Consider the following 23,484-nt stretch of genomic DNA (forward strand, 5'->3'; position numbering starts at 1 on the left):
ACGCCCGCCGCGCCGGGCATTTGCATCCGTCGCCCGTCCTGCCTCGTCCGCGCAGCGCTCGCCGCTGTCCATCCGGGCGAGGCGGGCGTGCCCACCATGCCTTGCTTCAGGATCGCTCGATGAAAAAGCACTCCACGGCCCGCCGCGTCCTCGCGCTGGGTCTCAACCTCACCCTGGCCGGCGTTCCGGCCTTGCTCTGGGCCGATGAGGAACCCACCGAACTGCCCGCCCTCACCGTCAGCGCCGGCGCCGCCGGGGAAACCCCGCCGGCCCTCGATCTCGACGACAGCGCCGGTGGCGGCTCGCGCCTGGGCCTGAGCCTGCGCGAGACTCCCGGCTCGGTAAGCGTGGCCAACCGTGCCAGCTTCGAGCGGCGCGGCCTGCGCAGCACCCAGGACATCGCCAACAGCCTGCCCGGCGTGAACGCCTCGGCGCCGCCCGGCTTCGGCGGCTTCGTCACCTACCGCGGCTTCAGCTCGAACCAGGTCAACCAGTTGTTCAACGGCATTCCGGTGCAATACAGCAGCGCCATGCGTCCGCTGGACGACTGGATCGTCGACCGCGTCGAGCTGGTCGGCGGTCCGTCCTCCTTCCTCAACGGCGCCGGTGCCGTCGGCGGCTCGCTGGACTACATCAGCAAGCTCGCCGACCGCTACGGCGATTTCATGGAAGGCCGGGTGCGCTACGGCAGCTACGACGATTCGGAAGTCGCCTTCGGCTTCAACCAGGCCCTGGGCATCGGCCCCGAGCCGAAGCACTTCGTGCGCCTGGACGTCAGCCGCAGCGGCGGCAACGGCTACGTCGACCGCAATTCGCGCGAATCGTGGAACGTCGCTTTCTCCCTGCTCAGCGACCTGACCCCGGACCTTTCCCACACCCTGGCCCTGGAGTACCAGGACGAGCAGGAAGACAGCCCCTACTGGGGCACACCGGTGCTCAATCCCTACGCCGGCGAGCTGAAGATCGACAAGAGCCGTCGCCGCGAGAACTACAACGTCGCCGATGGCCGCTACGAACAGCGCGTGCGCTGGCTGCGCTCGATCCTCGAATACCGGGTCAGCGACAGCACGCGCTGGCGCAACACCTTCTACCACTACGACGCCGAGCGCGATTACCGCAACCTCGAGACCTACCGCTACAACGCCGACAACAGCGGGGTGGTGCGCTCCAACGCATTCCTCCAGCGCCACGACCAGCAGCTCAACGGCAACCGCTTCGAGCTACAGCACAGCCAGCCGCTGTTCGGACTGGCCAGCGACTGGGCGCTGGGCTTCGACTACAGCATCAACAAGCAGACGCGCTTCCCGAGTACCGCCTCCGGGCCGTTCGGTACGGTCGATCCGGCCAGTTTCGAGCCGGGCCACTTCTACGACCTGCCGGGCATGCGTCCCGGCCACCGGAAGGACCGCAGCAACGAGGTGCGCACCAGCGCGTTGTTCGCCGAGAACCGCCTGGGCCTGACCGACGAGCTGTCGCTGGTCACCGGGCTGCGCTACGACCACCTCGACCTCGACGTGCGCAACCATCGGACGGTGACCGCCAGCGATCCTGCACACTTCGAACGGCGCTGGGACGTGCTCACCGGGCGCGCCGGGCTGGTCTACCAGTTCACCCCGCACGCCAACGTCTACCTGCAATACAGTACCGCCGCCGACCCGCCGGGCGGGGTGCTGACCAGCGCCAGCTTCGGCCAGGTCCGCGACTACGACCTGTCCACCGGCGACCAGTGGGAGCTGGGCAGCAAGTTCGATTTCCTCGACGGTCGCGGCAGCGCCACCCTGGCCGCCTACCGCATCGTCCGCCGGGACTTCTCGGTGGCCGACCCGAACAACCCCAACCTCAGCGTGCCGGTGGGCCAGCAGACCTCCAGGGGCATCGAGGCCGCAGCCTCCCTGCGGATCACCCCGAAGCTGCTGGCCGAGGGCAATTTCGCCTGGGTCGACGCGCAGTACGACGAGTTCACCGAGAACGTCGGCGGCGTCGCCGTCTCGCGCAAGGGCAAGACGCCGCCGAACGTGCCGGAGCGGGTCGGCAACCTGTGGCTGACCTACGACTTCGACCCGGCCTGGCAGGGCGGGGTGGACGCGCGCTACGTATCCTCGGTGTACGCCAACAACGCCAACACCTGGCACGCGCCGTCCTATACGGTCTACGGGACTTTCCTCAGCTACCGGCTGGACGAGCGCACGCGGATCACCGGGCGCGTGCGCAACCTCACCGACGAGGTCTACGCGCGCTTCGTGCAGAGCACGCCGCTGTACTACGTCGGCGACCCGCGCACCTTCGAGCTGAGCGTGCAGACGCGCTTCTGAGGAGTCGTCGATGAAACGCTACCTGTACCTGTGGCACCGCTGGCTGGGCATCGGCTGCTGCCTGCTGATGGTGCTCTGGTTCGTCTCCGGCATGGTCATGCTGTATGTCGGCTATCCCAAGCTGACTCCGCTGGAACGCCTGGCCCACCTGCCCGAGCTGGACGGCTGCGAGGCCTGCGTACCGCTGCGGACGGCCCTCGCCGGCGGCGATGGAAAGACCCCGCGGAGCATCCGGCTGGCCAGCGTAGGAGGCCTGCCGACCTACCTGCTGGATGACGCCGACGGACGCACGCGTGCGCTGGCGGCGCGCGACGGCCGACCGCTGGCGGTGGACGCGGACAGGGTGCTGGCTTCGGCCCGTGCTTTCAGCGGCGAAGTACCGATGCAGTTGCAAGGGCGGATCGAGGAAGACGCCTGGACCCATACCCGCAACCTCGATCCGCACCGGCCGCTATGGCGGGTGCAGACCGCGGACGAGCAGGGCCGGCTGCTCTACCTGTCCTCGCAGACCGGCGAGGTGGTACGCGACGCCAGCCGCCGGGAGCGCGCCTGGAACTGGCTCGGCGCCTGGCTGCACTGGCTCTATCCGCTGCGCGGCGGCTGGTTCGACGGGCAGTGGGCGAACCTGGTGATCGGCCTGTCGCTGCTGGCGACCCTGGCGACCGTCCTCGGCATCCTCGTCGGCCTGCTCCGCTGGCGCTTCCGCAAGCCCTACCGCAGCGGCTCGCGCTCGCCCTATGCGGGCGGTTTCCAGCGCTGGCACCACCTCGCCGGCCTGCTCTTCGGCGCGCTGGTGCTGAGCTGGATCTTCAGCGGGCTGATGTCGATGAATCCGTGGAACCTGTTCGGCCGCGGTACGCCGCTCGACCTCGCGGCCTACCAGGGCGGTAGCTGGGACCGGGCGCTGCCCGCCGGACTGGAGGCGGACGCTGTCCTGCGGCGCTTGCGTGCCGCCGGGTTGCGGGTGCGCGAGCTGGAGTGGCGGGCGCTCGACGGCGAGCCCTATGCGCTCGGGCGCAGCGCCAGCGGCAACAGCCTGCTGCTGACGGCGGATGGCGAAATCCTCCGCGAGCTACCCGTGGATCGCCTGCTGGCGGCGGCTCGCGCGCTGCTGCCGGGCGTGCCGATGCAGGCCGAACGGTTGGAACGCTACGACTTCTATTACTACCCGCGCGAAGAACACAGCATGATGGGCTACCTGGAGCGGCGCCTGCCGGTCTGGCGCCTGCGTTTCGACGATCCCCGGCATACCTGGGTGCACCTGGATCCCTACAGCGGCGCGGTGGTTGGCGTGCTCGACGACGGTCGGCGCGGCAGCCGCTGGCTGTTTTCCCTGTTGCATAGCTGGGACTGGCTGCCGCTGCTGACCCGGCGTCCGCTGTGGGACCTGTGGATGCTCGGTTTCAGCCTCGGCGGCCTGGTGGTCTGCGCCAGCGGCTGCTGGATCGGCTGGCGTCGCCTGCGCGGCCGCCGTCCGAAGCGTCGCTGAGAGGGGCTACCTGGCAAGACTGGGCGTCGCCGCACGCCCGGATTTGCTGGTAGCCTTGGTTGAATTCGCAGTAATGGATCGCACATGGGCACACACAAGATCGAGATCCGCCGCCGCAACGTCGAGAAGATTCTCCTGGCCGCCGAAAAAGTCTTCGCCGAAAAAGGCTACGCCGGCACCTCCATGGGCAACATCGCCGAAGAAGCCGAACTGCCGCGCTCCAACCTGCACTACTACTTCAGCACCAAGGACGAGCTGTACCGCGACGTCCTCCTCGGCCTGCTCGAGGTCTGGAAGCAGGACGCCCTCTGCTTCGAGATGTTCGATGACCCAAGGGTGGTATTGACCAGCTATATCCGCGCGAAGATGAACCATTCGCGCACCCGCCCGCATGGCTCCAAGGTCTGGGCCAACGAAATCATGCATGGCGCGCCGCTGCTCGGCGCCACCCTCGACGACAGCCTCTACGAATGGGCCAAGATGAAGGAGGCGAAGATCCGCCAGTGGGTCGAGGAAAAGCGCATCCTGTCGATCGAACCGAGCAGCCTGCTCTACATGATCTGGGCCTCCACCCAGCACTACGCCGACTTCGGCTACCAGGTCGAGGTGCTCAACGGCCACCAGCCGCTCAGCGACATGCAGTTCGAAAGGGCGGTGCAGACGGTGACCAGCGTGGTCCTGCGCGGAATCGGATTGGAGCCCTGAGCAGCGGAGCCTTCGCTAGAAGGCTCTGGCGAAGGCTCAGCTGGCGCGGGTGAAGTCCACCGCTTCAGCCTGTTCGAGGAACACCGTGGTCTGCGCCGGGACCGTCTCGGCGAGCAGCCGTCCGCCGCGGATCGAGTAGCGCACCGGGACCTGCCGGCGCACCGCGTCGAAGCCGTCGCGGGCCGGCAGCACCAGCAGGTTGGCCGGATGGCCGACCTCGATGCCGTATTCCCGCAGGCCGAGGGTGCGGGCGCTGTTGCGGGTGATCAGGTCGAGGCCGCCGTCGATCTCGTCGTAGCCCATCATCTGCGTCACGTGCAGGCCCATGTGCAGCACCTGCAGCATGTTCGCGGTGCCCAGCGGGTACCAGGGGTCGAACACGTCGTCGTGGCCGAAGCAGGTGTTGATCCCGGCACCGAGCAGTTCCTTGACCCGGGTGATGCCGCGGCGCTTCGGGTAGTCGTCGAAGCGACCCTGCAGGTGGATGTTCACCAGCGGGTTGGCGACGAAGTTGATTCCCGACAGTTTCAGCAGGCGGAACAGCCGCGAGGTGTAGGCGCCGTTGTAGGAGTGCATCGCCGTGGTGTGGCTGGCGGTGACCCGTGCGCCGAGGCCGTCGCGATGGGCGAGCATGGCCAGGGTCTCGAGGAAGCGCGACTGCTCGTCGTCGATCTCGTCGCAATGCACGTCCACCGGCAGGTCGTAGCGCTTGGCCAGGTCGATGGCCTTGTGCAGCGACTCGACGCCCAGCTCGCGGGTGAATTCAAAATGCGGGATCGCCCCCACCACGTCGGCGCCCAGGCGCAGCGACTCCTCCAGCAGTTCCAGGCCGTTGGGGTAGGAGAGAATGCCCTCCTGGGGGAAGGCGACGATCTGCAGGTCGACCCAGGGCGCCACTTCGCCGCGCACCTCGAGCATGGCCTTGAGCGCGGTGAGGGTCGGGTCGGAGACGTCGACGTGGCTGCGCACGTGCTGCACGCCGTTGGCGATCTGCCATTTCAGGGTCTGCCAGGCGCGCTGCTTGACGTCCTCGTGGCTGAGCAGGGCCTTGCGCTGGGCCCAGCGCTCGATGCCTTCGAACAGCGTGCCGGAGCGGTTCCACTCCGGCTGGCCGGCGGTCTGGGTGGTGTCGAGATGGATGTGCGGCTCGATGAACGGCGGCACGGCAAGACCGCCGGCGCCGTCCAGGCGCTCGCCGGCGTCGTCGACGGCCTGTTCCATCGGCACCAGGGCGGCGATACGGCCATCGGCGACACGCAGTTGCCAGAGACCTTCGCGGCCGCGCAGGCGCAGGTTGTCAATCAGCATGGAGGACCTCTTCTGGTTTGTTCGGGCTGCGGCTCAGCAGGGGATTGAGCAACAGGTAGGCGATGGCGGCGCCGAGCACCGCGTTGACCGGCACTATCCCCGGCAGCCAGTGGCCGGCGGCGGTGCCGCAAGCGACGGCGAGGATCGCCGCCCAGTTGATCGCCTGGATGTCCGCGCAGGGGTGCTGGCGGTAGCGCCGGCGGCGACTCAGGTAGTCGGCGATGATCACCCCGCCGATGGGCGGGATGGCGGCGGAGAGGAAGATCAGCCAGCCGACGAAGTGGTTGTACAGCCAGAGCGCGGCGAGGGTGCCGAGGGCGCCGTTGAGCATCGCCAGGAAGCGGCTGGAGAGGCCGGTGATGTTGGCGAAGCCGAGGCCGGAGGCATACAGCGCGTTGTCGTTGGTGGTCCAGATGTTCAGGCCGAGGACCAGGATCGCCGGGATCAGCAGGCCCTGGGCGATCATCACGTCGGAGATGTCCGACTTGCCCACCGCCGCCGCGCCGGCCGCGCCGAAGATGAACATCAGCGAGTTGCCGAGGAAGAACGCCACCAGGCACACCACCACGGCGGTACGCGCGCTGCGGCCGAAGCGGACGAAGTCGGCGGTGAGGGTGCCGGCGCTGACGAACGAGCCGACCACCAGGGCGATCGCGGTTGAGAGGCTCAGCGGCGCGCTCGGCGTCACCTGCTGCAGCGCCGCCAGGCCGCCGGCGTCGCGCACCGCGAGCCATACCGAGTAGCTGCCGAGAACGACGATCGCCGGGACCGCGATGGCCGACAGCAGGGTCAGACCGGCGATGCCGAAGAACACCGTGAGGGTCATCAGCGCTCCGGAAACCAGGATCAGCAGGTTGACGTCGAGGCCGGTGGCCTTGGCCACCGGGATGGCGAACATCGCTACGCCGACGCCGAACCAGCCGACCTGGGTGCCGCCGAGCAACGCCGAGGGCAGCCAGGAGCCCTTGCTGCCGAACGAGTAATGCGCCAGCAGGTGGGTGGAAAGGCCGGTGCGCGCGCCGATGAAGCCGAGGATCGCGGTGTACAGGCCGAGCATCAGGTTGCCCAGCAGCACGGCGAGGAAGAAGTCGTCGTAGCTCAGGCCGGTGCCGAGGGTGCCGCCGGTCCACATGCTGGCGGAAAAGAAGGTCAGGCCGAGCATCACCACGCTCAGGGCCAGCGCGCTCTTGCGCGCCGCCAGCGGGACCGGTTGCTGGCTGTAGTTGCTGTCTGCGGACATGCGCGAGTCTCCGTGGGGCGCCGGCCGTCCGGGAGCGTCGGCCGGGCCGCGGCGAATGGTAGTCGAAGGCGGGTCGATCCGACAGACGCCGTTGCGCGTCGTCGGACCGCAGCGGCACGCAGGAAGCGTGCCGGCGCGCGGCAGGGCGGCGTCCGCCGGGGATGTGGGCGCCGCCCTGCGTTCAGGAGGCTTCGCGGTAGGGGTTGCGCGGATCCTGGGTCCAGTTGAGATAGGGCTTGCCGGTGTCCTGCGGCACCATTTCGATGCAGTTCTCCACCGGACAGGTGATCTGGCACAGGTTGCAGCCCACGCACTCGGCGTCGATCACTTCGTAGCGGTGCGTACCGTCGGCCCGGGGCAGGCTGGCGATGGCCTGGTGCGAGGTGTCCTCGCAGGCGATATGGCAGCGGCCGCAACCGATGCAGGCGTCCTGGTCGATGCGGGCGATCACCTGGTAGTTGATGTCCAGGTACTTCCAGTCGGTGGTATTGCCCACCGCGCCGCCGCTGAAATCGGACAGCCGCTGGTAGCCATGGCTGTCCATCCAGCGCGCGAGACCGTCCTGCATGTCCTCGACGATACGGAAGCCGTGCAGCATCGCCGCCGTGCATACCTGCACCGCGCCGCAGCCGAGCGCGACGAATTCCGCTGCGTCGCGCCAACTGCCGATACCGCCGATGCCACAGATCGGCAGGCCGCGGGTCTGCGGGTCGCGGGCGATCTCGGCGACCATGTTCAGGGCGATCGGCTTCACCGCCGAGCCGCAGTAGCCGCCGTGGGTGCTCTGGGTGCCGACCACGGGCAGGGCGACCATGCGCTCCAGGTCGACGCTGGTGATCGAGTTGATGGTGTTGATCAGCGACACCGCGTCGGCGCCGCCGCGATGGGCGGCGCGCGCCGACTGGCGGATGTCGGTGATGTTGGGGGTGAGCTTGACGATCACCGGCAGCGAGCAGTGGGTCTTGCACCAGCGGGTGACCATCTCCACGTACTCCGGTACCTGGCCCACCGCCGCGCCCATGCCGCGCTCGGGCATGCCGTGGGGGCAACCGAAGTTCAGCTCGATACCGTCGGCGCCGGTGGCTTCCACCAGCGGCAGGATGTATTTCCACGACTCCTCGACGCAGGGCACCATCAGCGACACGATCAGCGCGCGGTCTGGCCAGTCCTTCTTCACCTGGGCGATCTCGCGCAGGTTGATCTCCAGCGAGCGGTCGGTGATCAGCTCGATGTTGTTGATCCCCTGCACCTGGCGGTTCGGTCCGAAGTGCGCGGAATAACGCGACGACACGTTGACCGCCGCGGGGTCTTCGCCGAGGGTCTTCCAGACCACCCCGCCCCAGCCCGCCTGGTAGGCGCGGACCACGTTGTAGGCCTTGTCGGTGGGCGGCGCGGAGGCCAGCCAGAAGGGGTTGGGCGACTTGATGCCGGCGAATTCGATAGACAGGTCGGCCATCACGCAGCCTCCACGTTGAGCATGAGTTGGGCGTGGATCGCTTCCGCCGCCAGTTTGCCGTGCTGCACCGCCTGCACGGTGAGGTCCTCGCCGAGCGCCACGCAGTCGCCGCCGGCGTAGATGCCGGGGATGCTGGTGCGCATCTGTCCGTCGACCTGGATGCGCTCGCCGTCGCGCCGCAGTTGCGCTGCCAGCGGATCGCCCAGGCTGGCGCCTTCGAAGGCCTGGCCGATGGCCTTGAAGATGGCGTCGGCGGCCAGTTCGAAGTGCTCGCCGGTGTCGCCCAGGCGACCGTTCTCCAGGCGCGTGCGGGCGAAGCGCATGCCGCGCACCCGGCCGTGCTCGTCAAGCAGTACCCGTTCCGGTCGGGCCCAGGTCAGCAGGCGCACCTGGCTGGCCTTGGCGATCTCCTGCTCGTGGCCGGTGGCGCCCATTTCCTCGAAGCCACGGCGGTAGACCAGGTTGACGTCGCGGGCGCCGAGCCGGCTCATCTGCACCGCCATGTCGATGGCGGTGTTGCCGGCGCCGATGACGATGCAACGGTCGGCGACGGGCAGGTCGAGCAGGTCGTCGCTCTGCCGCAGCTCGCGGATGTAGTCGGTGGCGGCGAGCAGGCCGGGGGCGTCCTCGTCTTCCAGGCCGAGGCGCTTGCTGGCGGCCAGGCCGATGCCGAGGAACACCGCGTCGTACTCGTCGTGCAGGGCGCCGAGCGCCAGGTTGTCGCCGAGACGCTGGCCGTGGCGCAGTTCGATACCGCCGATCTGCAGGAGGAATTCCACTTCGCGCCGGGCGAAGTCGTCCACCAGCTTGTAGCGGGCGATGCCGTACTCGTTGAGGCCGCCGGCCTTGGCGCGGGCCTCGAAGAGCACCACGTCGTGGCCGTGCATGGCCAGGCGGTGGGCGCAGGACAGCCCGGCCGGCCCGGCGCCGACCACGGCGATGCGCTTGCCGGTGGCCGGCGAGCGCTTGAACGGATGTTCGCCGAAGCCGGCGTGGTCGAGGGCGTAGCGTTGCAACTGGCCGATCAGCACCGGTGCGCATTCCTGGGCGTTGTTGCGTACGCAGGCCCGCTGGCAGAGGATTTCCGTGGGGCAGACGCGGGCGCAGCTGCCGCCGAGGATGTTCGCCGAGAGGATCTTCTGCGCCGCGCCCTGGACATTCTCCTGGGCGATGCTGCGGATGAACCCCGGGATGTCGATCTCGGTCGGGCAGGCGTTGACGCAGGGCGCGTCGTAGCAGTACAGGCAGCGGGCGCTTTCCAGGGCGGCCTGGCGGGCGTTGAGCGGCGGCGCGAGGTCGGCGAAGCGCTCGGCGAGCGTGTCCGCGCCGGCGTCCGGACGGGGGAGGTGGTTCAGGGAATCGATCACGGTTGTAGCCTCTCTTCTGGTTTCTTCTCGGGGCAGTCAACGGCAATACGGCACCGTCCGGCCTCTACGGGCCGGTCCGGTATTGCGGGAAGGATCAGCGCTCGACGGCGACCGGGCGCTGGCGTTCGGCGCGGCGGCCGAGCACTTCGTACACCGACGGGTAGGCCGGGCGCTCCACGTAGCGTCCGGCGCCGGGTTCGGCGCGCAGGTCGCCTGCGGCCCAGAGCAGCTTGCCCTGGCTGATGGTGTGGCTGGGTATGCCGCGCACGGTGCGACCTTCGAAGATGTTGAAATCGACCCGCTGGTGATGGGTGGCGGCCGAGAGGGTGCGGCTGCCCTGCGGGTCCCAGAGCACCAGGTCGGCATCCGCGCCGACGCGGATCGCGCCCTTGCGCGGGAACAGGTTGAAGATCTTCGCGGTGTTGGTGGAGGTCAGCGCGACGAACTCGTGCATCGACAGGCGCCCGCTGTTGACCCCGGCGTCCCACAGCAGCGCCATGCGGTCCTCGATGCCGGCCGTGCCATTGGGAATCTTGCTGAAGTCGTCGCGGCCCATGGCCTTCTGCTCGGCGCAGAAGCAGCAGTGGTCGGTGGCGGTGGTATGCAGGTTGCCGGACTGCAGGCCGCGCCACAGCGCTTCCTGGTGTTCGACGGGACGGAACGGCGGGCTCATCACGTAGCCGGCCGCGGTGGCCCAGTCCGGGTGGCGGTAGACGCTGTCGTCGAGCAGCAGGTGCCCGGCCAGCACCTCGCCGTAGACCGGCTGGCCCTTGGCGCGGGCATAGGCGATCTCGTCCAGCGCCTCGCGGCTGGAAATATGCACCAGGTACAGCGGCGTACCCAGCGTCTCGGCGATGCGGATGGCGCGGCTGGCGGCCTCGCCCTCGACTTGCGGCGGACGCGACAGCGGATGCGCCTCGGGGCCGGTGAGGCCCTGGGCGAGGAGTTTCTGCTGCAGGTGGAAGACCAGTTCGCCGTTCTCCGCGTGCACCGTCGGCACCGCGCCCAGCTCCAGGCAGCGCTCGAAGCTGGCCACCAGGGTATCGTCGGCGGCCATGATGGCGTTCTTGTAGGCCATGAAGTGCTTGAAGCTGTTCACCCCGTGCTGTGCCACCAGCTCGCCCATTTCCCGGGCGACCTCGTCGCTCCACCAGGTGATGGCGACGTGGAAGCCGTAGTCCGCAGCGGATTTCTGCGCCCAGCCGCGCCAGGTGTGGAAGGCCTCCAGCAGCGACTGTCGCGGGTTGGGGATGACGAAGTCGATGATCGAGGTGGTCCCTCCGGCCAGCCCGGCCGCGGTGCCGCTGAAGAAGTCCTCGCTGGCCACCGTGCCCATGAAGGGCAACTGCATGTGGGTATGGGGGTCGATGCCGCCCGGCATCAGGTACTGGCCACCGCCGTCGAGGACGTCGCAGCCGGAGGGGGTTTCGAGGTTCTCGCCGATGGCCTGGATGAGGCCGTTGGCACAGAGCACGTCGGCTCGATAACTCTCTTCGTGAGTAACCACGGTGGCGCCACGGATCAACAGGGACATGCCGTCTTTCCTCGCAGGCTGACCGGTCGTTGCCGGTTCTTGAAATTGTTTTTTCGCCATGCGCCGAGGACTTTTGTAATCCTGTCAGCGCTGACAGGATTCGAATCTAGATGCTGATCATCGATTGAGCAAGATTATTTTCAAATGGTTGTTTGAGTTTGTAACTTATTGATTTTAAATAATTAAAAATAAATATCACCAAAATGGTGAGGGTTCTCACCATTTTGACGCGCTTGACAAGAATTCAAAAAGGTCGAGATTTCCCATGCAAAATCAGCCGCTTGAAAGCCGTGTTCGAACGGTTGTGGGGAGATGAAAAAAGTTCGCCTGCACTCCTTTGGTTCCTGACCGGGGCGACAGGCTCGCGCATTTCCCCCGGTGACACGCCGGACTGCCCGTCGGCGTGTCACCGACGTTGTCGATGAAGTGTTTCAGATCAGTCGGTTACCTCCAGTAGACCGGCCTGCCCAGTGACGTCGCGGGGTTTTCGGCACGCTTATTGAGTGCCGCCCGCCACGGCATTGTCCGGACCGGAGGTGCAGTACTGGTGGTGCGGTACTCCGGCCATCGCATTAGCCCGATGAGCGAATAACTAAAAGAATTCTGGAGAGGCCCATGCAACAGAGCAGATCGGAAGTGACCGAGCGCGACGGCTTGGTCGAGCTGTCCGCCGGCAGCGACGTACTCGACAGTCCCCGCTACAACCACGACATCGCCCCGACCCGGGTGGAACAGCGTACCTGGAACAGGTGGCACATCACCGCGCTGTGGATCGGCATGTCCATCTGCGTGCCCACCTACACCCTCGGCGGCGTCCTCACCGCCTACTTCGGCCTCAGCGTCGGCGAAGCGCTGCTGGCGATCCTGCTAGCCAACCTGGTGGTGCTGATCCCGCTGACCCTCAATGCCTTCGCCGGCACCCGCTACGGCATTCCCTTCCCGGTGCTGCTGCGCGCTTCGTTCGGCATCATCGGCTCCAACGTGCCATGCCTGATCCGCGCCGTGGTCGCGTGCGGCTGGTTCGGCATCCAGACGCTGTTCGGCGGGCTGGCGATCCATCTCTTCCTCGGTTCGATCTTTCCCGCCTGGAAGGCCCTCGGCGGCACCGGCGAGGTGATCGGTTTCCTCCTGTTCTGGGGGCTGAACCTGTGGGTGGTGCTGCGCGGCGCGGAGTCGATCAAATGGCTGGAGACACTCTCGGCACCGCTGCTGGTGCTGGTCGGCCTCGGCTTGCTGGTGTGGGCGCTGCCGCACATATCGGTCAGTGAACTGCTGGCGCAGCCGCCGAAGCGGCCGGAAGGCGCCAGCGTCACCGGCTACTTCATGGCCGGGCTGACGGCGATGGTCGGCTTCTGGGCCACGCTGTCGCTGAACATCCCCGACTTCAGCCGCTATGCGCGTAGCCAGAAGGACCAGATACTCGGGCAGATCTTCGGCCTGCCGCTGACCATGTTCCTGTTCGCCGCCCTCGGCGTGGTGATGACCGCCGCCTCGGCCTCGCTGGTGGGCGAGACGGTTTCCGACCCGGTCAGCCTGATCGGCCACATCCCCAGCCCCGGCTGGGTGGCGGTGGCGATGGCGCTGATCATCGTCGCCACCCTCTCGACCAACACCGCGGCGAACATCGTCTCGCCGACCAACGACTTCCAGAACATCGCACCGAAACTCATCGGCCGCACCCGCGCCGTCTGGCTCACCGGCTTCATCGGCCTGGCGCTGATGGCCCACGAGTTGCTGAAGAAGCTCGGCTGGATCGTTTCCGACCTCAGCCTGGAAAGCGTCTACTCCAACTGGCTGCTCGGCTACTCCAGCCTGCTCGGGCCGATCGCGGGGATCATGGTGGTGGACTACTTCCTGGTGCGCAGGCAACGCCTCGACCTCGCCGGACTCTACCGCGACGACGTCTACCCGGCCTGGAACTGGCCCGGCTTCGCCGCCTTCGCGGTGCCGGTGGCGCTGACCGTCATGGCCCTCGGCAACCGCCAGTTCCACTGGTTCTACGACTACGGCTGGTTCACCGGCTCGCTGCTCGGCGGCGCGCTCTACTACGGCCTCTGCGGCCGCCGCGCGCGGAGCCCGGCGGCATTGGCCAAACCGCTGCCCTGATGGGCATACAGGCGGCCAGCGAGCCGCCGACACCCACTCCAAGCCTGAGGAGACGACAATGAGCACTGCCCGGAACGTCCTGCAATCCACCCAGCGACACATCGATGGCCAGCGCCTCTGGCAATCGCTGATGGATCTCGCCCGCCTCGGCGCCACCGCCAAGGGTGGGGTCTGCCGCCTGGCCCTGAGCGATCTCGACCGCCAGGCCCGCGATCTCTTCGTGCAATGGTGCGAAGCGGCCGGCTGCACGGTCAGCGTCGATCGGGTCGGCAACATCTTCGCCCGTCGTCCCGGGCGTAACCCGGACTTGCCCCCGGTGATGACCGGTAGCCACATCGACACCCAGCCCACCGGTGGCAAGTTCGACGGCTGCTTCGGGGTGATGGCCGGCCTCGAGGTGATCCGCACCCTCAACGACCTCGGGGTGGAAACCGAGGCGCCGCTGGAGGTGGTGGTGTGGACCAACGAGGAAGGCTCGCGCTTCGCGCCCTGCATGATGGGCTCGGGCGTATTCGCCGGGAAGTTCACCCTGGAGGAGACCCTGGCCAAGCGCGATGCCGACGGTGTCAGCGTAGGCGAGGCGCTGGACGCCATCGGCTACGCGGGAGCGCGCGATTGTCTCGGACATCCGGTGGGCGCCTATTTCGAGGCGCACATCGAACAGGGGCCGATCCTCGAGGACGAGGAGAAGACCATCGGCGTGGTACTCGGCGCGCTCGGGCAGAAATGGTTCGACCTGTCCCTGCGCGGCGTCGAGGCACACGCCGGGCCAACGCCGATGCACCTGCGCAAGGATGCCCTGGTCGGTGCCGCGGCGGTGGTCGAGGCGGTCAATCGCGCGGCCCTCGGCCATCAGCCGCATGCTTGCGGCACGGTCGGCTGCCTGCACGCCTATCCCGGTTCGCGCAACGTGATACCCGGCGAAGTGAAGATGACCCTGGACTTCCGCCATCTGCAACCGGAGCGCCTGGACTCGATGATCGCCGAGGTCCGCCAGGTGATCGCCGCTACCTGCGAGAAGCATGGCTTGCAATACGAGCTGGTGCCGACCGCCGATTTCCCGCCGCTGTACTTCGACCAGGGATGCGTCGGCGCGGTGCGCGAGGCGGCGCAGGCGCTGGGCATGCCGCAGATGGACATCGTCAGCGGCGCCGGCCACGACGCGATCTTCCTCGCCGAACTCGGTCCGGCGGGGATGATCTTCGTGCCCTGCGAGAACGGCATCAGCCACAACGAGATCGAGAACGCCAGCCCCGACGACCTGGCCGCCGGCTGCGCGGTGCTGTTGCGGGCCATGCTCAAGGCCTCCGAGGCGATCGCCGGCGGCCGCCTGGCGGCCTGAGTGGCGCTTCCATCGAGGCGCCGGCATCGACCGCCTTCTACACGGGGTCGGTAGGGCGAATAACGCCAGGGGCGTTATCCGCCGATGCTCGGCTGGCCGGCGGATAACCGCGTTGCGGTTATGCGCCCTACGTCGCGGTGTTGCGCGGGGTACGGTGGGGCGTTGTCCGCCGATGCGTCGCTGGGGCGGGGCGCGGGGCTCAGATCACCTTGCCGTCGCGCAGCCTTTCCAGCGCGGCCGCGTCCAGGCCGAGGAGCGTCTCGAGGACCTCGTCGGTGTGCTGGCCGAGGGTGGGCGGCGGGTTGCGGTATTCCACCGGCGTCTCGGACAGGCGGATCGGGCTGGCTACCTGCGGCACCGTCCCGGCCAGCGGGTGCGGTAGCTCCACGCGCAGGCCGCGGGCCTGCACCTGCGGGTCGGCGAACACCTGCGCCAGGTCGTTGATCGGCCCGCAGGGCACGCCGGCGCGCTCCAGGGAAAGAATCCACTCGGCGGTGGTGTGCAGCACCGTGGCCTGGCGGATCAGCGGGATCAGCACCTCGCGGTTGGCCACCCGCGCCTTGTTGGTGGCGAAGCGCGGGTCGTCGGCCCATTCCGGGTGGTCTGCCAGCTCGGCGAACTTGCGGAACTGGCTGTCGTTGCCGACCGTGAGGATCATGTCGCCGTCGGCGGTGGGGAAGTCCTGGTACGGCACGATGTTCGGGTGTGCGTTGCCCAGGCGCCGCGGCGGCACGCCGGTGGTCAGGTAGTTGAGGGTCTGGTTGGCCAGGCAGGCGACCTGCACGTCGAGCAGGGCCATGTCGATGTGCTGGCCGATGCCGCTGACGTCGCGGTGGGCGAGGGCGGCGAGCACCGCGGTGGAGGAGTACAGCCCGGTGAGGATATCGGTCAGCGCCACGCCGACCTTCACCGGACCGGCGCCTTCCTCGTTGTCGGCGCGCCCGGTGAGGCTCATCAGGCCGCCCAGGCCCTGGATCATGAAGTCATAGCCGGCGCGCTTGGCATAGGGGCCGGACTGGCCGAAGCCGGTGATCGAACAGTAGATCAGCTTCGGGTTGACCTGCTTCAGCGATTCATAGTCGAGGCCATAGGCCTTGAGCCCGCCGACCTTGAAGTTCTCCAGCAGGATGTCGGCCTTGGCCGCCAGTTCGCGAACGATGCGCTGGCCTTCCGGCTGGGTGAAGTCCACCGTCACCGACTTCTTGTTGCGGTTGGCCGACAGGTAGTAGGCCGCCTCGCTGGTGTCGTTGCCTTCGGCATCCTTGAGGAACGGCGGGCCCCAGGCGCGGGTGTCGTCGCCGCTGCCGGGGCGCTCGATCTTGATCACCTCGGCGCCGAGGTCGGCGAGGATCTGCCCGGCCCAGGGGCCGGCCAGGACACGGGACAGGTCGAGTACGCGGATATGGGAAAGGGCGCCGGGCATGACGGTTCTCGCTGCTGGGGGCTGGAAACGGAAATGGCCGGGAAGACGGGTTCCTTGCCCGTCTCCCCGGCGGCCGGCGCGCTACCGTGAAAAAGCGCGCCGGGGTGTTGCTCGGTGGCTCAGAAGAATGCCTGGATGCCGGTCTGCGCGCGGCCGAGGATCAGCGCGTGGACATCGTGGGTGCCCTCGTAGGTGTTCACCACTTCCAGGTTGACCAGGTGGCGGGCGATGCCGAATTCGTCGGAGATGCCGTTGCCGCCCAGCATGTCGCGGGCCAGGCGGGCGATGTCGAGGGCCTTGCCGCAGCTGTTGCGCTTCATGATCGAGGTGATTTCCACCGCCGCGGTGCCTTCGTCCTTCATCCGCCCCAGGCGCAGGCAGCCTTGCAGGGCCAGGGTGATCTCGGTCTGCATGTCGGCCAGCTTCTTCTGGATCAGTTGGTTGGCGGCCAGCGGGCGGCCGAACTGCTGGCGGTCGAGCACGTACTGGCGGGCGGTGTGCCAGCAGAATTCGGCGGCGCCCAGGGCGCCCCAGGAGATCCCGTAGCGCGCCGAGTTCAGGCAGGTGAACGGACCGCGCAGGCCGCGCACTTCGGGGAAGGCGTTCTCTTCCGGAACGAACACGTTGTCCATCACGATCTCGCCGGTGATCGAGGCACGCAGGCCGACCTTGCCATGGATCGCCGGGGCGCTCAGGCCTTCCCAGCCCTTCTCGAGGACGAAGCCGCGGATCTGCCCTTCGTCATCCTTGGCCCAGACCACGAAGACGTCGGCGATCGGGCTGTTGGTGATCCACATCTTGCTGCCGCTCAGGCGATAGCCGCCGTCGACCTTCTTCGCCCGGGTGACCATCGAGCCCGGGTCGGAACCGTGGTTCGGCTCGGTCAGGCCGAAGCAGCCGATGTATTCGCCGCTGGCCAGCTTGGGCAGGTACTTCTGCCGGGTGGCTTCGTTGCCGAATTCATGGATCGGCACCATCACCAGCGAGGACTGCACGCTCATCATCGAGCGATAGCCGGAGTCGACGCGCTCGACTTCGCGAGCGATCAGGCCATAGCAGACGTAGTTGAGGCCGCTGCCGCCGTAGGCTTCGGGAATGGTCGCGCCGAGCAGGCCGGTCTCGCCCATCTCGCGGAAGATCTTCGGGTCGGTCTGTTCGTGGCGGAAGGCTTCGAGCACGCGCGGGGCCAGCTTGTCCTGGGCGAACTGCTGGGCGCTGTCGCGAACCATGCGCTCTTCTTCGGTGAGCTGCTGGTCCAGCAGCAGGGGATCTTCCCAGTTGAAGCTAGCTTTGGTGGCCATGCGTACATCCTCGTCAAGCGGTAGCGGAGGCTGGCGTGGGCCAGCCGGAATGGAAGCATCCTAAGAGCCTAGCGAATGGGGCGGCAAACGAGGAATTCGCACGCACTTGTGCTATTTTCTCACTCCGAGAAAATGAGTCTCGTATTTCATGCCCTTGAAGAGGCGCGAGGAATCGTGACCTGGGCGTCATAGATGCGAAACCGGCACTCCGGAGTCCTCCATGCGACGCAAGATCCCTTCCACCGCCGCGCTGGTCAGCTTCGAATCCGCCGCGCGCCACGAGAGCTTCACCAAGGCGGCGGAGGAGTTGTCCCTGACCCAGAGCGCGATCTGCCGGCAGATCGCCACGCTCGAGGAGTTCCTCGGTGTCGAGCTGTTCCGTCGCTCGCGGCGCGGGGTCAAGCTCACCGAGGCCGGGCTGTCCTATAGCCGGCGGGTGGCGGTACGCCTCGACGCGGTGGAGCGCGACACCCTGGCGGTGATGGGGCACCAGGGCGGCGGCGCGATCGAACTGGCGGTGGTGCCGACCTTCGGCACCCAATGGCTGTTGCCGCGGCTCAAGCGTTTCCAGCGGCTGCACCCGGAGGTCACGGTCAACCTGACCAACCGCACCCGCCCGTTCCTCTTCGCCGACACCGAGTTCGACGCCGCGCTGTACTTCGGCGACGCCGACTGGTCGGGTACCGTCTCGCATTTCCTGATGCGCGAGAATCCGGTGCCGGTGTGCAGCCCGGAGCTGCTGGGCGGGCGTCGAACGCTGAGCGCCGAGCAGGTCGCCGGGCTGCCGCTGATGCAGCAGAGCACCCGGCCCTACGCTTGGCGCCAGTGGTTTCACTCCCAGGGACTGAACGTCGCCCACGACATGAGCGGGCCGCGCTACGAGCTGTTCTCCATGCTTGCCCAGGCGGCCATGCACGGCATGGGCGTGGCCCTCATACCGCCCTTCCTGATCCAGGACGAGCTGGCCGACGGAAGGCTTATCGTGCCCATGCAACATGCCTATTTGAGCGAGAATGCGTATTACCTGATCATTCCCGAGCGCAGGGTCGAATCGGCGATGCTCAATGCCTTCCGCGACTGGCTGGTGGAAGAGGCCAGGCAGTACCGCGAGGCCAACGGGCTGGGCTGAACGCGCAGGAACATCGGGTGGCGCAGGCAGGACGCGCCGCCCCGGGACCGGGCCGATCCGCCGGGTCCCGCGGAGCCGCGGCGGCGATACCGCCGGGCATCCTCCACGACGGCCAGGATGGCGGCCGTGGGGCACCACACCAGGAGTTCACATGAATTTCCACACCCGCAAGTGGGTCAAGCCAGAAGATCTCAACCCCAACGGCACCCTGTTCGGCGGCAGCCTGCTGCGCTGGATCGACGAAGAAGCGGCGATCTACGCGATCATCCAGCTGGGCAACCAGCGCGTGGTCACCAAGTACATTTCCGAGATCAACTTCGTCAGCTCGGCGCGCCAGGGCGACATCATCGAGCTGGGCATCACCGCCACCGACTTCGGTCGTACCTCGCTGACCATGACCTGCCACGTGCGCAACAAGATCACCCGCAAGAGCATCCTCACCATCGACAAGATGGTCTTCGTCAACCTCGGCCCGGACGGCCTGCCGGCGCCCCACGGCAAGACCGAGATCACCTACATCAAGGACCAGTTCAAGGAAGACGAAGTCCTGCCCTGATCGGCGCGACGAGCGGCCGGCACCCGTGCCGGCCGCCGTGTTTCAGAACAGCCGGGTGAGCAGCCAGTAGAGCGAGGCCGAGAGCAGGATCGCCGCCGGCAGCGTCAGCACCCAGGCCATCAGCAGGTTGCGGATGGTCTTCCACTGTAGTCCCGAACCGTTCGCCGCCATGGTCCCGGCCACCCCGGAAGACAGTACATGGGTGGTGGATACCGGCAAGCCATACAGGTCCGCCGCGCCAATGGTCAGCATCGCCACGGTTTCCGCCGAGGCGCCCTGGGCGTAGGTCAGGTGGGTCTTGCCGATCTTCTCGCCGACCGTCACCACGATGCGTTTCCAGCCGACCATGGTGCCCAGGCCGAGGGCGATGGCCACGGCGATCTTCACCCATAGCGGGATGAACTTGGTGGCGTCGTCGATCTTCTGCTTGAACGCCTGCAACTTGCCGCGGGTGTCGGCGTCGAAGCGGCCGACGCCGTCCTTGTCCATCAGGCGGATCGCCTCGGAGGTCAGGTACATGTCGTTGCGCACGTTGCCCATGGCTTCCGCCGGTACCCGCGAGAACGCGCCATAGCCTTTCACTTCCTGGCCGATCGAGCCGGTCAGGGCGGCCAGCGCCGGGATCAGCTCAGGCGATGCCTGCTTGCTGCGCACGTAGTCGGAGAGTACCTGGCGCGGATCGGCCGGCGCCGGTTGCGGCGCACTCTTCACCAGCGCTTGCTGGGTGACCTCGGCGACGGCGGCGAACTGCACCGCCTGGTCCGCCGGCATGGTGCGGTTCAGGGCGTAGGCCATCGGCAGGGTGCCGACCAGGATCAGCATGATCAGGCCCATGCCTTTCTGTCCGTCGTTGGAGCCGTGGGCGAAGGACACCCCGGTACAGGTCAGGATCAGCAGGCCGCGGATCCACCAGGGCGGCGGCGCCTTGCCCTTCGGCGCCTTGTACAGCGCGCGGTTCTTCACCAGCAGGCGCAGCGCCAGGAGCAACAGGGCGGCGCAGGCGAAGCCGATCAGCGGCGAGAGCAGCAGGGAGTAGCCGACCTTGGTCGCCTGGCCCCAGTCCACCCCGCTGGTGCCATCGCGCCCATGCATCAGCGCGTTGGCCACGCCGACGCCGATGATCGAGCCGATCAGGGTGTGCGAGGACGACGCCGGCAGGCCCAGCCACCAGGTCCCGAGGTTCCACAGGATGGCGGCGATCAGCAGGGCGAAGACCATGGCGAAGCCGGCCGAGGAACCGACCTGCAGGATCAGTTCCACCGGCAGCAGGGCGATGATGCCGAAGGCCACCGCGCCGCTGGAGAGCAATACGCCGAGAAAGTTGAAGCAACCCGACCAGACCACCGCGAAGTGCGGCGGCAGCGAGTGGGTGTAGATCACCGTGGCCACCGCGTTGGCGGTGTCGTGGAAGCCGTTGACGAACTCGAAGCCGAGGGCGATCAGCAGGGCCACGCCGAGCAGCAGGAAGGGCGTCCAGGTGGTGATCGTGGAACCGACGTCATCGACGTCCTGCATCAGGCTGTAGGCGCTGAACAGCAGTCCGGTGGCGAGCACGGCGAAGAATACGAGGGCGGTGAGGCGGCCGGGACGCTGCTCGAGATGGGGCTTGTGCGCGTTGCCGGCGGCACTGGCGACGGCGTCGGCGGGAAGGACATCGGAGGTCATGGTGCGGGTCCGCGCTGGGGATGACCGGCACATGATGGGCAGGCGATTGTGACAAGTTATGTCTTGCGCATACCGGCTTCGTCTGGCGAAGAAAGGACAAGGGCCGCGGGAGGCCGCCGGAAGCCGGATGGGGTCGGGCGCCAGGCGGCCTGCCCGCTGCGGCCGCGAAGATTAATGAATTCCTGTGGCGAGTGCCATCATTTCGTCGCTAAAAAGTTGGCATGTTGAGGGATTTGCCGATCCGGACACGCGCGGGGAAGGCGAGAGCCACTGGACTAGACTGAGAAGTGCGCGGCGGGGCCGGTCGCTTGCCGGCCCGGTGCGCGGGACGAGCGCCTTCGTCCCGGGGTGGCCCGGCCGGGCGGTCGGGGAGGTCGATATGCGGATGCCGTGCCGGCTCGCGCTGGCGCTGTTGTTGTGCTTCGCCGGCCCGGCCTGTCTCGCGGCCTCCGGCCCGGTTCGGGTGCTCTCGGTGGATGGTGCGATCGGCCCGGCCAGCGCCGATTACCTGGTGCGCGGCATCGAGCGTGCCGCCGAGGACGGCGCGCAACTGGTGGTGCTGGAACTGGACACGCCCGGCGGCCTGGACGCATCGATGCGGCGCATCGTCAAGGCGATCCTCGCCAGCCAGGTGCCGGTCGCCGGTTTCGTCGCGCCCAGCGGGGCGCGGGCGGCGAGCGCCGGCACCTACATCCTGTATGCCTGCCATATCGCAGCGATGGCGCCGGGGACCAACCTCGGCGCCGCCACCCCGGTGCGCCTGGGGACGCCGGACAAGCCCGCAGAGAAGCCCCCGGCGCGGGACGCCGAACCCATGGCGCGCAAGCAGGTCAACGACGCCGCCGCCTATATCCGTGGCCTCGCGCAGTTGCGCGGGCGCAACGTCGAATGGGCCGAGCGCGCGGTGCGCGAGGCGGTCAGCCTGGCGGCGCACGAGGCCGCGGCGCAGAAGGTGATCGACCTGCAGGCCCGCGACCTGCCCGACCTGCTGCGCCAGCTCGACGGCCGCAGCCTGCGCGTCGGCGAGCGCGCGCTGACCCTGGCTACCGCCGGCGCCACGGTCGAGCGCCAGGCACCGGACTGGCGCGCGCGGTTGCTGGCGGTGCTCACCGATCCCAGCGTGGCGCTGATCCTGATGATGATCGGCATCTACGGTCTGATCTTCGAACTGGCCAATCCCGGCATGGCGCTGCCCGGCGTACTCGGCGGCATCTGCCTGCTGCTCGGCCTGTACGCCCTGCAGATGCTGCCGGTCAACTACGCCGGGCTGGCGCTGATCGCGCTGGGCCTGGCGTTCATGGTGGGCGAGGCGTTCGTCGCCAGCTTCGGCGTGCTCGGCATCGGCGGAATCGTCTCGTTCGTGGTCGGCGCGCTGATCCTGATCGATACCGAGGTGCCCGGCTACGGCATTCCGCCCGGCCTGGTGGTGGCCCTGGCGTTGCTCAGCGCCGCGCTGATCGTCGGTCTGCTGGGCATGGCCCTGCGTACTCGCCGGCAAGCGGTGGTAAGTGGCACCGCCGGATTGGTCGGCAGCCTGGCGACGGTGGCGGCGGTGGATTCCGAACAACCCTGCGCAGGCTGGGTGCTGCTCCAGGGCGAGCGCTGGCGGGTGCTCGCCGCGCGGCCGCTGGCGGTGGGCCAGCCGGTCTGGGTGCTGGCGCGCAAGGGCCTGCTCCTGGAAGTCGCGCTGGCCGATGAAGGAGGTGGATGATGGGTATTTCCTATGGTTTGGCGATGTTGCTGGTGTTCCTCGCGCTGCTGCTGTTCAGCGCGCTGCGCATCCTCCGCGAGTACGAGCGTGGCGTGGTGTTCCAGCTCGGGCGGTTCTGGAAGGTCAAGGGGCCGGGGCTGGTGCTGGTGATCCCGGCGATCCAGCAGATGGTGCGCATCGACCTGCGCACCATCGTTCTCGACGTGCCGCCGCAGGATGTGATTTCCCGCGACAACGTTTCGGTGAAGGTCAACGCGGTGGTGTACTTCCGCGTGCTCGATCCGCAGAAGGCGATCATCCAGGTGGAGAACTACCTGGCCGCCACCAGCCAGTTGGCGCAGACCACCCTGCGCGCGGTGCTGGGCAAGCACGAACTGGACGAGATGCTCGCCGAGCGCGAGCGCCTGAACCTGGATATCCAGCAAGTGCTCGATGCGCAGACCGACGCCTGGGGCATCAAGGTGGCGAATGTGGAAATCAAGCACGTCGATCTCAACGAATCGATGGTCCGCGCCATCGCCCGGCAGGCCGAGGCGGAGCGTGAGCGCAGGGCCAAGGTGATCCATGCCGAGGGCGAGCTGCAAGCCTCGGAGAAACTCATGCAGGCGGCGCAGATGCTCGGCCGGCAGAGTGGCGCCATGCAGTTGCGCTACATGCAGACCCTCGGCGCGATCGCCGGCGACAAGAGTTCGACCATCGTCTTCCCGATGCCGATCGAACTCTTCGGCGGCAAGTACGCAGGTGCCGCGCCGCGGAACGAAAAGGCCGCCGGAGAGGATGAGGAGAGGTGAACGCGCGCGGTTTGTGATGGAAATATCATCGAGCCGCGACACGGGGACA

17 protein-coding genes are annotated in these 23,484 nt (G+C 67.7%); 9 read left to right on the forward strand and 8 right to left on the reverse strand.

The genetic code is table 11. The features are described from left to right. The first annotated feature begins 119 nt into the window (after window positions 1-119). From LJF27_RS19800 to LJF27_RS19810, 3 genes are all read left to right on the forward strand, one after another. A complete protein-coding gene (locus LJF27_RS19800) occupies window positions 120-2,312 on the forward strand; it encodes a TonB-dependent receptor (RefSeq protein ID WP_010793538.1) in 2,193 nt (730 codons plus the stop codon). A gap of 10 nt (window positions 2,313-2,322) precedes the next feature. Further along, a complete protein-coding gene (locus LJF27_RS19805) occupies window positions 2,323-3,801 on the forward strand; it encodes a PepSY domain-containing protein (protein WP_023102804.1) in 1,479 nt (492 codons plus the stop codon). 84 nt (window positions 3,802-3,885) lie between these two features. Next, complete coding sequence (locus LJF27_RS19810) at window positions 3,886-4,506, forward strand: TetR/AcrR family transcriptional regulator (protein ID WP_003084655.1); 621 nt, start codon at window positions 3,886-3,888, stop codon at window positions 4,504-4,506. A 36-nt stretch (window positions 4,507-4,542) separates the two neighbouring features. On the opposite strand, the gene LJF27_RS19815 is transcribed toward LJF27_RS19810, so the two are convergent. The 5 genes from LJF27_RS19815 to hydA form a co-directional block, all read right to left on the reverse strand. Continuing rightward, the gene (locus tag LJF27_RS19815) at window positions 4,543-5,814 is read right to left on the reverse strand and encodes a cytosine deaminase (protein WP_009875736.1); all 1,272 of its coding nucleotides are present in this window, start codon (window positions 5,812-5,814) and stop codon (window positions 4,543-4,545) included. Beyond that, on the reverse strand, window positions 5,804-7,054 hold the full coding sequence (gene codB, locus LJF27_RS19820) for a cytosine permease (protein WP_023117220.1): 1,251 nt from the start codon (window positions 7,052-7,054) through the stop codon (window positions 5,804-5,806). Before codB ends, LJF27_RS19815 begins: the two co-directional genes overlap by 11 nt. Window positions 7,055-7,235: 181 nt before the next feature. Next, the gene (preA, locus tag LJF27_RS19825) at window positions 7,236-8,513 is read right to left on the reverse strand and encodes an NAD-dependent dihydropyrimidine dehydrogenase subunit PreA (RefSeq protein ID WP_003118829.1); all 1,278 of its coding nucleotides are present in this window, start codon (window positions 8,511-8,513) and stop codon (window positions 7,236-7,238) included. Then, complete coding sequence (locus LJF27_RS19830; RefSeq protein WP_003084667.1) at window positions 8,510-9,877, reverse strand: NAD(P)-dependent oxidoreductase; 1,368 nt, start codon at window positions 9,875-9,877, stop codon at window positions 8,510-8,512. Before LJF27_RS19830 ends, preA begins: the two co-directional genes overlap by 4 nt. Window positions 9,878-9,971: 94 nt before the next feature. Then, window positions 9,972-11,411 (reverse strand): dihydropyrimidinase, encoded by a 1,440-nt coding sequence (gene hydA, locus LJF27_RS19835; RefSeq protein ID WP_003099919.1) that lies wholly within the window; start codon window positions 11,409-11,411, stop codon window positions 9,972-9,974. A 615-nt stretch (window positions 11,412-12,026) separates the two neighbouring features. On the opposite strand from hydA, the gene LJF27_RS19840 reads away from it, so the two are divergent. Both LJF27_RS19840 and LJF27_RS19845 read left to right on the forward strand, forming a co-directional pair. Further along, window positions 12,027-13,517 carry an NCS1 family nucleobase:cation symporter-1 gene (locus LJF27_RS19840; RefSeq protein ID WP_003084674.1) on the forward strand — a complete coding sequence of 497 codons (1,491 nt, stop codon included), beginning with the start codon at window positions 12,027-12,029 and terminating at the stop codon, window positions 13,515-13,517. Between the two features lie 58 nt (window positions 13,518-13,575). Further along, window positions 13,576-14,859 (forward strand): Zn-dependent hydrolase, encoded by a 1,284-nt coding sequence (locus tag LJF27_RS19845; protein WP_003084676.1) that lies wholly within the window; start codon window positions 13,576-13,578, stop codon window positions 14,857-14,859. Between the two features lie 199 nt (window positions 14,860-15,058). Here LJF27_RS19845 and LJF27_RS19850 read toward each other — a convergent pair whose 3' ends face one another. Together LJF27_RS19850 and LJF27_RS19855 are read right to left on the reverse strand one after the other, a co-directional pair. Then, window positions 15,059-16,282, reverse strand: a complete 1,224-nt coding sequence (locus LJF27_RS19850) for a CaiB/BaiF CoA transferase family protein (RefSeq protein ID WP_003084679.1) — start codon at window positions 16,280-16,282, stop codon at window positions 15,059-15,061. A 119-nt stretch (window positions 16,283-16,401) separates the two neighbouring features. Beyond that, window positions 16,402-17,583: an acyl-CoA dehydrogenase gene (locus LJF27_RS19855; protein ID WP_003084682.1), complete on the reverse strand. Its 1,182-nt coding sequence runs from the start codon at window positions 17,581-17,583 to the stop codon at window positions 16,402-16,404. A 220-nt stretch (window positions 17,584-17,803) separates the two neighbouring features. On the opposite strand from LJF27_RS19855, the gene LJF27_RS19860 reads away from it, so the two are divergent. After that, on the forward strand, window positions 17,804-18,712 hold the full coding sequence (locus LJF27_RS19860) for a LysR family transcriptional regulator (RefSeq protein ID WP_003109731.1): 909 nt from the start codon (window positions 17,804-17,806) through the stop codon (window positions 18,710-18,712). A gap of 151 nt (window positions 18,713-18,863) precedes the next feature. After that, window positions 18,864-19,268 carry an acyl-CoA thioesterase gene (locus LJF27_RS19865; protein WP_003084686.1) on the forward strand — a complete coding sequence of 135 codons (405 nt, stop codon included), beginning with the start codon at window positions 18,864-18,866 and terminating at the stop codon, window positions 19,266-19,268. A gap of 42 nt (window positions 19,269-19,310) precedes the next feature. Here LJF27_RS19865 and LJF27_RS19870 read toward each other — a convergent pair whose 3' ends face one another. Next, on the reverse strand, window positions 19,311-20,933 hold the full coding sequence (locus tag LJF27_RS19870; RefSeq protein WP_003117914.1) for an inorganic phosphate transporter: 1,623 nt from the start codon (window positions 20,931-20,933) through the stop codon (window positions 19,311-19,313). Between the two features lie 379 nt (window positions 20,934-21,312). On the opposite strand from LJF27_RS19870, the gene LJF27_RS19875 reads away from it, so the two are divergent. Together LJF27_RS19875 and LJF27_RS19880 are read left to right on the forward strand one after the other, a co-directional pair. Next, window positions 21,313-22,644: an NfeD family protein gene (locus tag LJF27_RS19875; protein ID WP_003099925.1), complete on the forward strand. Its 1,332-nt coding sequence runs from the start codon at window positions 21,313-21,315 to the stop codon at window positions 22,642-22,644. Then, the gene (locus LJF27_RS19880) at window positions 22,641-23,435 is read left to right on the forward strand and encodes a slipin family protein (protein WP_003084693.1); all 795 of its coding nucleotides are present in this window, start codon (window positions 22,641-22,643) and stop codon (window positions 23,433-23,435) included. The genes LJF27_RS19875 and LJF27_RS19880 overlap by 4 nt, the downstream gene beginning before the upstream one ends. Window positions 23,436-23,484 lie beyond the last annotated feature (49 nt).

This window comes from Pseudomonas sp. 203-8 (genome assembly GCF_020708595.1).
GTDB classification, from domain to species: Bacteria; Pseudomonadota; Gammaproteobacteria; order Pseudomonadales; family Pseudomonadaceae; genus Pseudomonas; species Pseudomonas aeruginosa.